Raw genomic sequence first — 14,734 nt, 5'->3', positions numbered from 1 at the left:
AGATCACGATAGGTCGTGCATGTCTCTTCGCGCCGATCGCTCTCACTCCGTGTCGGCGCTGATGATCTCGCCGCCTTTGCGGGAGAGGTAGGCGGCGAAGACGCGGAGGTCCATGGTTTCCTTGAGGTATCGGACGGAGCCGTCGACCATCAGGAAGTTCGCGCCGCCGGGGTGGTAGGAGCCGAACTCCTGGCCGTAGTCGCAGCCGAGCTTCCCCACGCGGACGTCGCCGGGGAAAACCTGGCAGGAGGCGAAGGTCCCGGTCGCCGACGAGCTGTAGCGGGCGTTGAGCGGGGCGCTTTGGTCGAAGAAGTTTTTGTGGCCCATCCAGATGCCGTGGATCGCGTTGGGCCCCTCGCCGATCGCCGCCGTGTAGGTCGTGCCGTCGGTGATGTCGGTCAGCGGGATGGTCGGCTCGTACGACTGCATGATCACGCCCCGGCCCTCGCCGTTGGCGGCGTAGTTGTTGGCGCAGGCGGAGCTTCCCGGATAGCAGCGCAGGGCGCGCTCGCCCCAGTTGCCGCCGTAATCGTTGCGGGCGAAGAGGACCGTCGAGGCCGGGGTGTCGCCGTTGGGCCTGGACTCGGTGTTGGTGGGATTGGAGGGGCAGAGGAAGACGGCGATACGGGCCTGGCTGACGGTGTAGTTCTCGGCGTCGGTGTACCAGAAACTCTGGTTGATCGCGTTGTACATCGGGGCCTGTTCCATCTGGCCGAGGGTCGCGGCCCCCCAGCTCAGGAACCGGATCGCGTGGCCGGCCGGATTGGCGACCACCGACCCGCCGGGGCCTCCCTTGGGGAGGACGTTGTAAACGCTGAGGTAGTTGTGCAGCCCCAGGCCGATCTGCTTCAGGTTGTTCACGCACTGAACGCGGCGAGCGGCCTCGCGGGCGGCCTGCACGGCGGGAAGCAAAAGTGCGATCAGGACGGCGATGATCGCGATGACGACGAGGAGTTCGATCAGCGTGAACCCTCGACGCGAGACGGAGGACGTACGGGCGGAAATCATGGAAGGCGGGCCTTTGGAAACGAGCCGGGTCCGGGCTTGATGAGTCGGCGATCCGGCCGGAGGCGGCCGAAACGACTCGACGTCGGACGACGGGCAGGTCTTCTGGCTCTCGGCTCGTCACGGCTTTCGGACGACCTTCCCGCCGATCGTTCGGCAGTGGTCGCAGCGTCCGAAGCCTGGCCGATTACAGCGGCGGCCCCGCGCCGGATTTCCACCGGCTTCCCTATTCTCCCCCCTCGGCGCGCGGCCTCGGGCGGGCACCCGTCGGTCCGTTCAGCGTAGCCGCGGAGGGCCGAACGCCGCAAGATCGACCGATCGTCAGGAGACCTTCTGCCCCTGGGCGTTCAGCAGGGCCAGCTCGGCGATCTGGATGATCGAGTCGCCGTTGGAGACGATCGAGGCGAGGCGGTAAATGCGGTAGGCCGTCGAGTTGGCGAAGGTGTAGGTCGTGGCCGTGTAGTCAGTCGTCACGGCGGCGTTGGAGCGGACGTCCAGGGTCGTCCAGTTGACGCCGTCGTTGGAGCCCAACAGGGCCCAACTGTTGGGCGCCCGGCCGGGGTACAGAGCCGTATCGTTGGCGCTGGTGATGGTGTAGCCCGTGACGACCACCGATCCGCCGCCGCCGAACTGGTACTGAAGCCAGCTTGTGGGCGCGAAGTCGAGCCATTTGGTCGTCGGGTCGCCGTCGAACGCCTGGACCGTCCCCTCGCCGGCGGCGGCGTTGTCGCCCCGGGCCGAGACGATGGCGGGAGATGTCGTCGTGGAAGTCGAGGTCGAAGTCGAGCCCGCAGCGTTCGTCGGCATGTGGAGCCGGGCCGTGGCGGTGAGCCCGTAGATCACCGTCTGCGCCGTGGAGCCGTCGGCGTACCGGACGAAAATGGTGATGGTGCGATCCGTCTCGTCCTGGTAGGGCTGGATGTAGACGTCGGCCGTCGCCCCGGCGCGGATCACGACCAGGCGGTCTGGCCCGAAGGGAGAGGAGTAGCTCCACCGGTGGCCGTTGTCGGCGGTGATGAGCAGCTCGGAGATCTCCTTGTCGGCCGCCAGCCCTCGGATGACGATGTGGACGTCCTGGTAGCCGTTGGGGGCCGGCGACCAGGGACCGGAGCCAACCACGTCGTGGCCGTCCTGGCCGAGCGAGACGCCCGAGAGCCCCGTGGACGTGGGCAAGATCACAGACGTGCCGGAGGCCGCCGAGCCGTTGATCTGAGCGGCGTACACCTGAAGGCTCGCGGCCTGGCCCGTCGAGGCGTTCAGGCCCCAGTTCCCGGTCGCCGTCAGCACCATCTCCATCGGCGTCAGCCAGGGGTAAGCGGACGTCGTGTAGCCGGGCGTGCCGATCACGACCACGGCCTTGGCGGGGTCGGTCCAGGAGAAGTAGTTGTCGGAGAAGTCGCCCTCGAAGTAGGTCCGCCCGGCGCTCGACTTGTTGAACGTCGCGTCGTGCGCGACGCTCAGGTTCACGCCGGCGTCGATGAACGCGTTCCCCTGGATCGAAAGGCCCAGCACGGGGAGCCGCGACCATCCCCAGGGAGCGGGGTACTGGCTCTCAAAGGCCCCTTCGTTCGACCCGGCCCCCAGGCGCAGGGCCTGCCCGCCCAGGAACGTGTTGCCGTCGATCGACTGCCCCCAGTGGTTGCCGCTGATCACGATCGCCGTGTTGTCCGCGCTCATGCCGCGGAGGTCGATCGTGTTGTCGTCGTACTTCTGGTCGACGTAGCCCCGGCCGATCGAGATCGCGAACGAGCCGGCGGGCAGCGGCGAATCCAGCAAGTACTGCGTCGGGCTGAGGGCCTGGGCGATCATCCGCCACTGGCCGGCGTAGGGGCCGGTCAGGATCGAGACAATATCTCCGGTGTGGGCGACCGGGCCCCGGAGGTAGGGGATCTGAACGATCGATCCATCCGGCGAGACGGCCGACGGGATGCCCTCGAACCGGGGCTGATAGGTTTCCGTCAGGATGATTTCCGGGTTGTTCGTGTATCCGGCCGGTGCGCCGGTGGTCGGCGTGCCGATGCCGCCGTCGATCACGTTCCCCGAGATGACGTTGCCGATCCCCTGGCCCGTGTCGGAGTTCCCCATCACGAGGAACCGCTGCGCGATCCCCAACGGGTCGACCTGATGGGCGTGGTTGCCCTTGATGGTCAGGTCGAAGCTTCGATAGGCGTTCAGGAACGTGGGGGTGATCGTGTGCGCCACCGCGCCGCGATAATCGTTGTCGAGGACCTTCCAGGGAGCCGCCCCAAGCTGGATCATGCCGCCGGTGAGGGTGTTGTAGGCGATGACGCCGGTGTCGCCGTCGTTGAAGTTCATCAACTGGGTCGCCGCCTCATACCCCGTCGAGACGGCGGCGGCAGGAGCGACCACGTCCAGGTTCGTGAACGAGAGGTCGACGTCGACGCTCCCCAGACCGGCCTGGATCACGTTGCGGGAGGGGGCCGTCCAGGAGGCCGTCGTGCCGGAGAACCGGATCGCGAAGCCGTCGAGCGCGACGTGGCTGGACTGCACGATGATCGCGCCGGTGGCCGACTTCCAGGGGGAGCCGGCGGCGTCGGAGAGAGCGAAGACGAGCGTCGCGCCGGCGTCGGCGGTGATCGAGACGGGAGCGTCCAGAACCAGTGGGCCGTTCAGAACGTACGTCCCGGCCGCAAGGTGGATGACCGGGGAGTCGGCGGCGACGGCTGCGACCAGATCGGCGGCCGTCGAGACGTTCACGCTGGACTGGCCGACGCGAGGGTCGACGGCCGTCCGGCCGAGGTCGGCGGCGGCCCCGGCGAACTTCGCCACCGCCTGCGAGCCGTCGTCGAAGGTCAGCCGCAGCGTCAACGTGGCGTCGGACTCGTCGCGGAGCGGGACGAAGTCGAACACGCCGGCGTCGGCTCGGTAGGTCATCGACAGCGGCGAGGCGACCCCGCTGTAGGGCGCGGGGGCTCCGGAACGGTAATAGACCCAGGCGTTGCCGCTCTGGTCGGAGAGGACGGCGGATTGCACCGTCGCAAAGGTCTGCGAGCCGAGGCTCGCCGCCGTGAGGGCGGCGTGCGACAGTCCCGGATACGAAGTGCTCTGGGGGAGGCTCGCGGCCGAGACCGTCGCGAAGTTCGACACCGGCGCGGCCGGCATGGCGAGCGTCGGGTTGGTCGCGCCGGCGGTGATCGTGGCCGTATCCGTCTTGCCGCTGCGGTTCGTGTACGACTGGTAGTTCGGGTTCCAGTGATCGTAGGTGACGGTGACGGTCAGGGGAACGCCCTGCAGGTTCACGTCGGACGAGAAGAAGACGTCGGCCGTCGTGCCGAGGGTCTCGTTCGACCCCGGCCGGTTGAGCAGTTCGGCGTTCCAGGAGCCGTTGGGATTGACGCCGGTCTGCCAGGTCCGCGGCGGGTTGGTCGCCGCCGTGACGGTGACGGTCGCGGAGGCCCCGTACGAGAGGTGCGCCAGCGCGATGTGGACGTCCTGATAACCATCCGGGCCGACGGCGATCGTCGAGGCGGTCCAGTCCTGGCCGTCCTGGCCGAGGAAGGTCGCTGTGACCTGAGTGCCGGGCATCCGTAGGTTGGGATCGACGGCCGAGGTGGAGTAAACCTGGGTGGCCTCGGTGCTGCCGTTCGCGTACCGAACGATGATCGCCTGGTAGTTCGTGCCGGCGGGGTCGGCGAAATAGGGCTCGAAGAAGACGTCGCCGACCTGGGAATTCGTCGAGTCGGGCAGGAACATCGCGTTCTTGCCGCCGGAAGTGCTCCAACTCCAGGCGCCGCCCCCGAAACGCTGAACCTGCACGGAAACGACGCTCGAGGCCGGCTGCGACATCCCCGTGAGCCGAATGTGGACGTCCTGATAATCGTTGGGCGACTGCTGAACGAGCGTCCCTTCCGTCCCTACGTAGTCATGCCCGTCCTGACCGAGATAGACGGCCGAGAGGCTCAGAAGGCGACGCTCTTCCAGAGCCGCCACCCCGGGCGCAAACCTTCGTGGTCGACGGGCGCGCGATTTCTTCATCGAATTCAGAGCCCTGTCGATGCGGATTCAAAGAAGGCGAAGCGGGGCGATCCGTCGGCAGGGAAGGCGTCCAACTTCACTCAACGATAGCTCCATTTCTCGGAGTCGCATCATTAATCCGTGCTTTCGACACAACCTCCCGCTTTACAACCGCGCCAATCACGAGACTCGGCCGAATCGGCCTGACCAGCGGTACAGAGGAGGTGGCCGGGTATAATGTCGAGGACGCTTTCGCTGGGTGAGAGGATCGAACGCGATGAGCCCGACGACTCTGGAACGAGCCGCAACAGAATCGACGACCGATGATCATCCACCCGAGACGATGCTGGTCGTCCCCGAGGGCGTTCGGCTGATCGTGGGCCCGGAGGATTTCGAGCGCCTGTGCTACGTCCCGGCCAATCGGGATCTGCGACTTGAGCGATCCGCGGATGGAGGCTTGACCGTGATGGCGCCGGCGTCGAGCGAGGGCGGTGAGAGGAATCTGGAACTCGGCGGCCAACTCCGCGATTGGAACAAGGCGAATCGCCTGGGCCGAGCATATGACTCGTCCGCCGGCTTCACCATGCCCAACGGCGCCGTCCTGAGTCCGGACGCCTCCTGGATCGCCCACCAGCGCTGGGACGCCCTGCCCGCCGAGAGCCGTTCCGGCTTCGCCCGCATCGCCCCCGACTTCGTCGCCGAACTCCGCTCGCCGAGCGACACCCTCAAGGACCTGCAGGCCAAAATGGCCGAGTACATCGCCCAGGGCGTCCGCCTGGGATGGCTCATCGATCCGATCTCGCAGACCGTCGAAATCCACCGTCCCGGCCGCGAGCCCGAGATCCTGGCCAAGCCCGCCACGCTCTCCGGCGAGGACGTCCTGCCCGGCCTGGTATTGGACCTCAAGGGGATTCTGTTCGATTGACCGGAGGACCAATCGCCATGAGCACGACGACCCTGGAAAAGGTCGCCGCGAAGCCGACGGCCGACCAACGGACCGACGCCACTCTCATCATCCCCGAGGGAGTCCGGATCATCGTCGGACCGGAGGATTTCGAGCGCCTTTGCCGCGTCCCGGCCAATCGGGATCTGCGACTTGAGCGATCCGCGGATGGAGGCTTGACCGTGATGGCGCCGGCGTCGAGCGAGGGCGGTGAGAAGAACCAGGAGTTGGGGCGCCAGCTCGGCAACTGGAATAAAGCAAGCGGTCTGGGCCGAGCGTATGACTCGTCCGCCGGCTTCACCATGCCCAACGGCGCCGTCCTGAGCCCGGACGCCTCCTGGATCGCCCACCAGCGCTGGGACGCCCTGCCCGCCGAGAGCCGTTCCGGCTTCGCCCGAATCGCCCCCGACTTCGTCGCCGAACTCCGCTCGCCGAGCGACACCCTCAAGGAACTGCAGGCCAAAATGGCCGAGTACATCGCCCAGGGCGTCCGCCTGGGATGGCTCATCGATCCGATCTCGCAGACCGTCGAAATCCACCGTCCCGGCCGCGAGCCCGAGACCCTGAGCAGGCCCGCCACGCTCTCCGGCGAGGACGTGTTGCCGGGCCTGGTATTGGACCTCAAAGGGATTCTGTTCGATTGATCCGGACCGCGTGATTTCAGCACCTGTCGCCGGGTCGTGGCGGCGCGGCCGCGGGTGTGGCACATTGGAGGGGTCTTGGACGGCGGGGGGGGATTTCGGTGATGGCGGAATGGATCGATCGCGAGGTGCAGGTGCTGATCTCAGGGGCCGGGCCGACGGGCCTCACCCTGGCCTGCGAGCTACGACGATGGGGCGTCGACTGCCTGCTCGTCGACGAGAAGCACGACACGACGCCCGTTCGCGAGTCTCGAGCCCTGGGCATCCAGGCGGCGACGATGGACGTTTTCCGACGAATGGGCGTCGCCGACCAGATGCGTGACGAGGGGCTCCCGGCGCACGGCGTCGGCGTCTATCGTGGCGGGAAGAAGCTGGTCGACGTCCGGTTCACGCTCTCTCCCGACGAAACCCGGTTCCCGTACATCCTGGTCCTCCCGCAAGGCCGGACCGAACGGATCGTTCTCGACCGGCTGGAGGAGTTGGGGGGCGAGGTCGAGTGGTACACCCGGCTGGCCTCCTTCAAGGCCGACGTCGACGGCGCGACCGTCGAGTTGAAAACCGACGACGGCCGGTCGAACTTCGTCCGCACCCGCTGGCTGATCGGCTGTGACGGAGCCCGAAGCGCCGTGCGGCACGGCCTGGGTCTGGCGTTCGCAGGCGACGAATATCCGGAGCGGTACCTGCTCGCTGATGCCGAGGTCGCCTGGAACCAGCCGACCGACGAGGGGACCGTCGCCCTCACGTCGGAGGGCGTGTTCGTCGCGCTCCCGCTCCCGGAGAAGGGCCTCTGGCGGCTGATTGACGCCGGCGGCCGATCCAACGCCCAGACGCCCGAGGAGATCGCCGCGCGTTTCGCCGTGCTGCTCGGCCCGATCTCCGGCCTCGGGGGCGTGCTGGGCGAGACGGTCTGGACCTCCGCGTTCACCATCCACCGCCGGGTCGTCGACCGCTACCGAGCGGGTCGGGTCTTCGTCGCCGGCGACGCCGCTCACCTCCACAGCCCGGCGGGAGGGCAGGGGATGAACACCGGCGTCCAGGACGCCGCAAACCTGGCCTGGAAGCTGGCGATGGTCCTCCGCGGCGAGGCGCCGGAGTCGATCCTGGAATCGTACGACCCCGAGCGCCGGCCTGTCGGTGAACGCGTCCTGCGGGGGACCGACCGGGCGATGTCGATGATCGGCCTGCGGAACCCGATCGCCCGCGCCCTTCGCGACGCGACGCTCGCCGGCGCGGGCCGGATCGAGGCGTTCCGGCGGAAGCTCTCACGCGAGGTGGCCGAGTTGACGGTCGCCTATCCGAACAGCCCGATCGTCGCCGAGTCGCGGACCGGCTGGGTCATGGCCGCCGCGCGCGAGGGCGCCACCGGCTTCAACGCCAGCGAGGCCTTCCGGCGCGGCCCCCGACCGGGCGAACGAATGCCCGACGTGTTGCTGACCCAGTCCGACCCGACCACCGGCCTGCCGCAGCGGCTCTCCGACGTGGTCTTCCCCGAACACGCTCCGCCGGGGCACGTCCTGCTGGTCTTCCAGGGGACTCAGCCGGAATCCGGCGCCTATCGGGTGGACTTCCTGGCCGAGGAGTTCATCCCGCCCCACCTCGCCGACCGCATCCGCCCCATCCTCGTCGAGCCCCACAAGCCCATCGAGGTCTCCGCCGGCTGGCGCGGAGAACGGCTGGCCGACCCGGCCGATGCGCTTCACCGTCGGTTCGGCGCCCAGGGTGCATGTTTGTTTCTGATCCGACCCGACGGATTCATCGGCTTCCGCGCTCGACCGCTCGAACCGCTGGCCTTTCGCGAATACTGCAAACGCCTCTTCCTTTGACCCACGACGTCCCGAAGGAGACGACCATGGCAGGCATCGGCAAGTTCAGACTCAGCGACGCCCTCGGCAAGGGTGCGGGGGGAGCCTCGAAGAAGGACACGGCCTCGGCCAAGGGAAAGGATAAGGAGAAGGGCGCCGTCGCCGCGGAACAGACCCGCGAGGCCCTTGAATCCGCCCAGGCCAAGAACGCCGAGGCTTCCGCCCGCAGCCATATGGTGGAAATCGGCCGCGGCAACCAGCAGGCCGGCCGTCAGCAAGGGGGCGGCCGACGCGGCAAGTGATCGTCGCCCTCTTCGCCGCCGATCTCGATCGGCGGCGAAGCTCAGGCGTCGACGCAATAAAAAAGACCGGGGACGGCGCCGCTTGGGGTGTCGGTTCTCCGGCCGCGCTTGGGGTCGCGGTCGAATCCGTTGGGAGCGGTCGGCCTTGCCGAGATCGGCCGGACCGCTTGCCTCCCGAAACACCCGGCGGACGCCGCCGTCCGGTCTTGCTGTCTCGTTGTCTGATCCCACCCTGCGAGGTGCGGGGAATCAGGACGTTCGGTCAAAATAGCTAAAATAAAACAATTGCACAAGCCCTTCGCCACGAGTTAGAGCGATTCTTCGAGCTTGCGGCGGAGGGAATTGAGGAACGGGCGGAGGGCGCGGAGGCCGAGTCGTTCGATCTCGCGTTCCAGTCCGACGACCTCAGCGCGGATGGTGCGGAGGGTCTGGGGGTTGGTCTGAGCCGCCTTGAGGGCGTCGTGGGCGCGGAACGTGGTGTGGCGGAGAAGCTCGGCGATGTGGTCCGAGTCGGCCGAGGCAGGGACGAACTCCTGGGTCGCGTCGTCCGGGCGCAGGGCGGCCGGCGCCGCTTCGGCGGGCGAGCGTTTCCAGCGTTTGGTCGGGAGCGGGGTCAACATGGAGACGTCCTTGCAGTGAATGATCGGATCTCGGCGAGTCTTTCGAGCCGGCCGATCCGGGTCGATTCGGTCTTTGCCGTGTTCAGTCGTGGAGAGATGCGCCGTGGCGACGCAGGCTCTTTGGGGTTGGGAATTACAACGCCGTCGCGAACTCCGTCGCACGTCGTCCCTTACTGGATCTAGGTTATGAACGTCGGATCGTCCACTCCGGGCGACCCCTGCATTTCTGACGAAGACGCCGTTCGAGACGCGAAAGTTCAGGGGAATATTCGCCGCTCCGTCGATTTCCTTGTCGAAATCCGTCGCAAATTGAAGCGATGGAAATCAACCGGCATGTTGCGCGAGTCATCTGTCATCTTCATGGCGACGGCCCTCCCGAATGTGACATGAATTCCTCGGGAATCCGAAAACGGTTGACAGACGTGCAGTATATCGGCGTTCACGACATTGTCCACGAGATTTTCCGACGGTTTTCAGGAGCCGGCGGGTGGTGGTTTTCGGGGTTGGAGATGTGGTAGGGTCGGCGGTTCGTCGCGATCCTCGACCCAAAAGGGGGAGGACGCGGAAGGAGAATGTGGGCAGGAAGGAGCAAGACACTTGAAGACCGCTGACGTGACGACGCGGGTTTGGCTGACCGCCGCTCTGGCCGCCTTGTTGACGCTGGGGCTCTCGATCCCCGCCCGGGCCCAGGAAGCCAAGAAGGAGAAGGCGATGACGAAGACCGACAGCGGGCTCGAATACCGCGACGCCAAGGAAGGGACCGGCGCGGTCGCCAAGGCCGGCAACACCTGCAAGATGCACTACACCGGCTGGCTCTGGGAAGACGGCAAGAAGGGGAAGAAGTTCGACAGCTCGCTCGATCGTGACGAGCCGTTCGATTTCCCGCTCGGCGCCGGCATGGTCATCAAGGGCTGGGACGAGGGCGTCGCCGGCATGAAGGTCGGCGGCAAGCGCGAGTTGCTGATCCCGGCCAAGCTGGGCTACGGCGCCCGCGGTGCCGGCGGGGTCATCCCCCCGAACGCCACCCTCTACTTCGAGGTCGAGCTGCTCGGCGTCCGCTGAGCCGTTGGTTCGTCTGCGCAAGCTCCCGACGTCTCGCCAATCCCTCTGATGAGGGCGGCGAGACGCGGGGCACGCCCGAATTCCAGTCATGACGGCGCAAGCGGCCGAGGCCGGTCGTCATGGGGCCGGAGGCGGGCATCGAGTCGTTCTCTCAAGCCGACGAGGCCCTGGATCTCGACTTCGTTTTCCGACTGCTCGACGGCGGAGAGCCCGATCCTCTGAGGCCGAACTCCGCCAGGGCGAACCGCATTCCCGTCACGCCGCAAGCTCATATCCGCCTGGACTTACGTCCCGCGCGTCGGCTCGACGGGTCTTTTTTCGTCTCCTGAAGGCGAGCCTCGGCAGGTAAGACTCGGCGGTCGTGGCCGTTCTTGCCTCGGTTTCGGGGTTCGAGTCAGGGAGACTTGCATGGGAATGGGAATGGACGAGAAGTCGCCTCAGGACCAGGCGTTCAGGGCTGTCGCGGGCTATTGGGCTTCGCAGACGCTTTATGCGGCGGCGAAACTGGGCGTGGCCGACCGGATCGGCGACGACCTGCGGACGGCCGCGGAGGTGGCGAAGGCCCTGGGTGCGCACGAGCCCTCGACGCTCCGATTGCTCCGCGCGCTGGTGACGGCCGGCGCGGTGCGAGCCGAGGGGGGGCGATACGGGCTGACGCCCTTCGGCCAGACGCTGCGGACGGGCGTCCCGGGCTCGATGCGGTCGTTCTTCCTGGGCGTGATGGCCGACGATCACCGCCGCGCCTGGGCCTCGCTCGACCAGAGCGTCAAGACGGGGGAGACGGCCTTCGACCGTATCTTCGGCATGCCCGTCTTCGACTACTACGCCAGCCATCCCGAGGTCTCGGCCGACTTCAACGACGCCATGACGGCGGGCTCCGCGGCGGTCGAGGCGGCCGTCACGGCGGCCGTGGACTTCACGTCGTTCGGCAGGATCGTGGACGTCGGCGGCGGCAACGGCGGGCTCCTCTCGGCGATCCTCAACGCCGCGCCGAAGTCGGAAGGCGTGCTGTTCGACACCCCCTCCGGGCTGGCCGGCGCGAAGGACCTCATCAAAGCCCGGGGCGTCTCCGGGCGCTGCGAGATCGTCCCCGGCGACTTCTTCGCGGAGGTCCCCGGCGGCGACCTGACTGTCTTGAAGTGGATCCTGCACGACTGGGACGACCGCCGCGCCTCGGCGATCCTCGGCAACTGCCGGAAGTCGGCGTCTCCGGGCTCGCGGATCATGATTGTCGAGGTGGTCCTCCCTGACGGCGACGAGCCCTCAATCGGCCGGCTGGGCGACCTGAACATGATGGTCATGACCGGCGGCCGCGAACGCTCCGCCGCCGAGTTCCGCGCCCTGCTGGAGGCCGCCGGCTACACCGACGTCCGCGTCCTCCCCACGCGGTCGCCCTTCTCCATCATCGAAGCCCGCGCCGCCGGCTGACCCGAGCCCGACGCCATCAAGGCGACGCGGCAGGCGACCGCCCCGGCCCGGTTGCGATGCTCCGCGTCGCGGGGGCCTTCCGCGCGTCCTCGATCACGATGAGAGCGTCGTCGATCTCAACAGCCTTGGTCGATCCCTCCGGCCAGAGCGGCCGGCGCTGGGCCATCACGGCCGCGGCCTTCTCGTAGTCGCCCCCCTCGCGCTCGAAGTTGGCGAGTCGGGCAATCGCCTTGTCGTAGGCTCGATGGTCGAGATCGTCGGAGCGAGCCTCGAAGAGGGCCCGCGCGGCGTCGCGGGAGTGGAGCAGGGCCTCGCGGGTGCGGGGGCGTTCGGCATGGTCCCAGAGGGCCTTGACCGTTTGAGACCAACTCTCGCTGAGAACGAACAGGCGGTCGGCGGGGGGGCCGGCGGACGGGGTAGCTTCGACTAACGCGCGGGCTTGCTCGCAAAGCTCGGCGGCGCGACGCCAGTCCCCCTCCTGGATGCGACGGCCCGAGGCCACGTCCACGAAGGCGGCGGCGAACCGCAGCCGGGCCTGGGGGGCCTCGCCTCGCTCCAGCAAGCCTAGGCCGCGTTCAAAGTCCCTGGCGGCGACTCCGGGTTCGTAGCCGCGGCGGGCGTCGGGAGTGGGGGGATCAAAGGCGCCGGGGCGCGTCACCCAGGCGTACTCGGCGGCGAGTTCGTCGCGGAGCGCGGCCAGCCGACCGCCGTCGACCGGGGCGCGGCCGTCGCGAGTCTCAGCGGCCAGGGCTGCGGCCAATCGCTCGGCGAAGCGGTCGCCGACCACGGCCGCGCCGTCGCGCTCGCGCTCTGCGTTCAGGAAACTGGCGAGGTTTCTTAGCCACCCGGCGTCGTCGACGACGGCGAACTCGTCGCCGCGGCTGGCCTGGATCCGCTCCATGCGGGCGAGGCCGTCGCGGATCAGAGGCTCGGCCTCATCCAGGGCCGTTTGGCGCCGCAAGGGATCGCGCGTTCTGCGCGCCAACTCGATCAGAGCGCCTGCCAGTTCATAAACCGTCAACTCGCCGAACTCGCCTTCCGGCGTCGGCAGCGCCAGCCTTCGTCGACAGGTCTCAAGGGCTTCCTCCAACCGTCCCTCATTCTGGTAGACGTCGCCCAGGACGTGCCAGAGCCGAACCGACCGCGGTCGGTCGCGGAGTGCGGCGCGAATCTCCTCACGCAGAACGGCCATCGTCCGCCAGCCCTCGGTGGTCGGCCCTTCGGCGACCTGGATCGAGGCCGTGAGGAAGCGGGCTTCGCGGTCCAGGTCCGCCGCCTCGTCGACGTTGAGGATCGTTCGGAGCAATTCCCGTTCGTCCGCCAGAGCGGCCAGCGCCTCGTCGTAGCGTCGCATGGCGATCTGGTCGCGAGCCACGGCGAGAAGGAAGACCGCCCTCCTGAGCCGGGCTTCGTCGGTCCAGGGCGCGTCGGCGATCGGGCCGCAGAGGTCGGCGGCCTCGGCGAACAGTCGGCAGGCGACGGCCCCGTTGCCTCGACGGTCTTCGAGCCGGGCCATGCCTCCGGCCAGCTGTGCGCGGTCGCGTCGAAAGTCGGGATCGCCGACAAGCCGTGGCGAGGCCATGCGCGCTTCGATCAGGGCACCTTCGCAGGCCTCGGCGACGACAGTGATCTCCCGGCCGTTCATCGTGCTGAACGTACGGGTCAGATTCTCGATCAGTCGGGCCGCCGAGTGGACGCGCTCCTTCACCTGGACGTCGCTCGGAGCCTGGGACGGGGGCGGCGCGACGGGGGCAGAGATGACCGGGGGGGCGGCGGGCGTTGGGAGGTCGGTCGGAGTTTGCCAGAAGGGGACAGCCAGGGCCGTGGCCACGGCGATCAAGGCCAGGAGCGCGCCGACCCGCGAGGTGATCCGCAGGGGCCGTCTGGCCGGTCGACGGCCTTCCAGAAAGCGCTGGAGATCGTCGGCGAGCGCCGCGGCCGAGGGATAACGTTCGGCCGGTCGGCGGCGGAGGCAGTTGGCGACGATCGCCTCCAGCGCCCAGGGGACTTCGGGAGCGTCTCGCGAGATCGGCGGGGCCTTCGCCGCCAGAGTCAACTGCATGGTCTCCATCCGAGACTGACCGGCGAACGGCGGTCGGCCGGTCAGCAGGCGGTAGAGGATCGCCCCCAGCGCGAAGACGTCGGCGGCCTCGGTGACGGTCCCCGGTCGGCCCTCGACCTGTTCCGGGGCCATGTAGCCGGGGGTGCCGGGTCCGTGACGGGTGTCGGTCAGCCCCTCGGCGTCGATCTCTCGAGCGAGACCGAAGTCGGCGACGACAGGCTGGAGGTTCGCCAGGTCGGCGTCGGCCTTGCCGTGCAGGAGCACGTTGGACGGCTTGAGGTCGCGGTGGATCAGGCCGCGACCGTGGATCGCCTGGACAGCCTCAGCCAGCGTCAGAACCAGCCGAGCCGCGTCGCTCGGCGGCAGCGCTCCCGATTTCCCCAGCCGGTCGGCCAGAGTGCCGGCCTCGAAGTACTCCATGACGATGTAGGGCGAACCATCGGCCAGCCCGACGTCGAACGTCCGAACGACGTTGGGATGCCGCACCCGCGCCGCGGCCTGGGCTTCTCGGACGGCCCGCTCCCGACGCGATCGCGAACCGGGGGGGCCGGGGTCCAGAAACTTCACCGCGACCCAGACGTCCAGCCCCTCGCGACGCGCCTTGTAGACGACCGCCGACCCGCCGTGGCCGATCTTCTGGAAGTCGACCAGCCCGGGGATCGCCGGAGGGGCGTCGGAATCGACCTCGGAGTCCTCGACGGTCGCGGCGATCGTCGACGGCCCGGTCCCGGTCCCCTCGATCATCAGGCGGTCGAGGAGGTCGCGACAGCCCGCGCAATTCTCCAGGTGGGCGACCAGCTTCGGGTCGGGCTCGGCGTCGCCGGTCAGATCACCGAGGCGGCGGATCGCCGAGAACGGGGGGCAGTCGTCGTTCATGTCAGCGTCCCCTTGACG

The 14,734-nt window shown here is 68.1% G+C and carries 10 protein-coding genes and 1 riboswitch; of the genes, 6 read left to right on the top strand and 4 right to left on the bottom strand.

The window, feature by feature from the left end; translation table 11 throughout:
* Window positions 1-42 precede the first annotated feature (42 nt).
* Both G5C50_RS10130 and G5C50_RS10125 read right to left on the bottom strand, forming a co-directional pair.
* Entirely contained in the window at window positions 43-1,008 is a 966-nt protein-coding gene (locus G5C50_RS10130) for a DUF1559 family PulG-like putative transporter (protein WP_165068518.1), read from the bottom strand.
* Window positions 1,009-1,084: 76 nt separating this feature from the next.
* Window positions 1,085-1,288, bottom strand: a riboswitch (cobalamin riboswitch).
* A 38-nt stretch (window positions 1,289-1,326) separates the two neighbouring features.
* Window positions 1,327-5,001 carry a discoidin domain-containing protein gene (locus G5C50_RS10125; RefSeq protein WP_165068516.1) on the bottom strand — a complete coding sequence of 1,225 codons (3,675 nt, stop codon included), beginning with the start codon at window positions 4,999-5,001 and terminating at the stop codon, window positions 1,327-1,329.
* 256 nt (window positions 5,002-5,257) lie between these two features.
* Between G5C50_RS10125 and G5C50_RS10120 the strand changes: the two genes are divergently transcribed.
* From G5C50_RS10120 to G5C50_RS10105, 4 genes are all read left to right on the top strand, one after another.
* On the top strand, window positions 5,258-5,905 hold the full coding sequence (locus G5C50_RS10120) for a Uma2 family endonuclease (protein ID WP_165068514.1): 648 nt from the start codon (window positions 5,258-5,260) through the stop codon (window positions 5,903-5,905).
* Between the two features lie 17 nt (window positions 5,906-5,922).
* The gene (locus G5C50_RS10115) at window positions 5,923-6,567 is read left to right on the top strand and encodes a Uma2 family endonuclease (RefSeq protein ID WP_165068512.1); all 645 of its coding nucleotides are present in this window, start codon (window positions 5,923-5,925) and stop codon (window positions 6,565-6,567) included.
* A 101-nt stretch (window positions 6,568-6,668) separates the two neighbouring features.
* Window positions 6,669-8,387 carry an FAD-dependent monooxygenase gene (locus G5C50_RS10110; RefSeq protein ID WP_165068510.1) on the top strand — a complete coding sequence of 573 codons (1,719 nt, stop codon included), beginning with the start codon at window positions 6,669-6,671 and terminating at the stop codon, window positions 8,385-8,387.
* 26 nt (window positions 8,388-8,413) lie between these two features.
* Complete coding sequence (locus G5C50_RS10105; protein ID WP_165068508.1) at window positions 8,414-8,668, top strand: hypothetical protein; 255 nt, start codon at window positions 8,414-8,416, stop codon at window positions 8,666-8,668.
* 308 nt (window positions 8,669-8,976) lie between these two features.
* On the opposite strand, the gene G5C50_RS10100 is transcribed toward G5C50_RS10105, so the two are convergent.
* Window positions 8,977-9,288, bottom strand: a complete 312-nt coding sequence (locus tag G5C50_RS10100) for a hypothetical protein (protein ID WP_165068506.1) — start codon at window positions 9,286-9,288, stop codon at window positions 8,977-8,979.
* Window positions 9,289-9,885: 597 nt separating this feature from the next.
* Between G5C50_RS10100 and G5C50_RS10095 the strand changes: the two genes are divergently transcribed.
* Window positions 9,886-10,350, top strand: coding sequence for an FKBP-type peptidyl-prolyl cis-trans isomerase (locus G5C50_RS10095; protein WP_240907034.1), 465 nt, complete (start codon window positions 9,886-9,888; stop codon window positions 10,348-10,350).
* Between the two features lie 408 nt (window positions 10,351-10,758).
* Window positions 10,759-11,778 carry an acetylserotonin O-methyltransferase gene (locus G5C50_RS10090; RefSeq protein WP_240907033.1) on the top strand — a complete coding sequence of 340 codons (1,020 nt, stop codon included), beginning with the start codon at window positions 10,759-10,761 and terminating at the stop codon, window positions 11,776-11,778.
* Between the two features lie 16 nt (window positions 11,779-11,794).
* On the opposite strand, the gene G5C50_RS10085 is transcribed toward G5C50_RS10090, so the two are convergent.
* A complete protein-coding gene (locus G5C50_RS10085) occupies window positions 11,795-14,716 on the bottom strand; it encodes a serine/threonine-protein kinase (protein ID WP_165068504.1) in 2,922 nt (973 codons plus the stop codon).
* Window positions 14,717-14,734 lie beyond the last annotated feature (18 nt).

The organism is Paludisphaera rhizosphaerae (assembly GCF_011065895.1).
GTDB lineage: Bacteria > Planctomycetota > Planctomycetia > Isosphaerales > Isosphaeraceae > Paludisphaera > Paludisphaera rhizosphaerae.
The sequence above is the reverse complement of the archived record's forward strand: the minus strand, read 5'-3'. Positions and strand labels throughout refer to the sequence as shown.

Excerpts from the sequence above, each read along its gene's own strand:
- G5C50_RS10120 (WP_165068514.1), top strand. The coding sequence starts at position 5,258 with ATGAGCCCGACGACTCTGGAACGAGCCGCAACAGAATCGACGACCGAT.
- G5C50_RS10085 (WP_165068504.1), bottom strand. The coding sequence starts at position 14,716 with ATGAACGACGACTGCCCCCCGTTCTCGGCGATCCGCCGCCTCGGTGAT.
- G5C50_RS10105 (WP_165068508.1), top strand. The coding sequence starts at position 8,414 with ATGGCAGGCATCGGCAAGTTCAGACTCAGCGACGCCCTCGGCAAGGGT.
- G5C50_RS10110 (WP_165068510.1), top strand. The coding sequence starts at position 6,669 with ATGGCGGAATGGATCGATCGCGAGGTGCAGGTGCTGATCTCAGGGGCC.
- G5C50_RS10130 (WP_165068518.1), bottom strand. The coding sequence starts at position 1,008 with ATGATTTCCGCCCGTACGTCCTCCGTCTCGCGTCGAGGGTTCACGCTG.
- G5C50_RS10100 (WP_165068506.1), bottom strand. The coding sequence starts at position 9,288 with ATGTTGACCCCGCTCCCGACCAAACGCTGGAAACGCTCGCCCGCCGAA.
- G5C50_RS10090 (WP_240907033.1), top strand. The coding sequence starts at position 10,759 with ATGGGAATGGGAATGGACGAGAAGTCGCCTCAGGACCAGGCGTTCAGG.
- G5C50_RS10125 (WP_165068516.1), bottom strand. The coding sequence starts at position 5,001 with ATGAAGAAATCGCGCGCCCGTCGACCACGAAGGTTTGCGCCCGGGGTG.
- G5C50_RS10115 (WP_165068512.1), top strand. The coding sequence starts at position 5,923 with ATGAGCACGACGACCCTGGAAAAGGTCGCCGCGAAGCCGACGGCCGAC.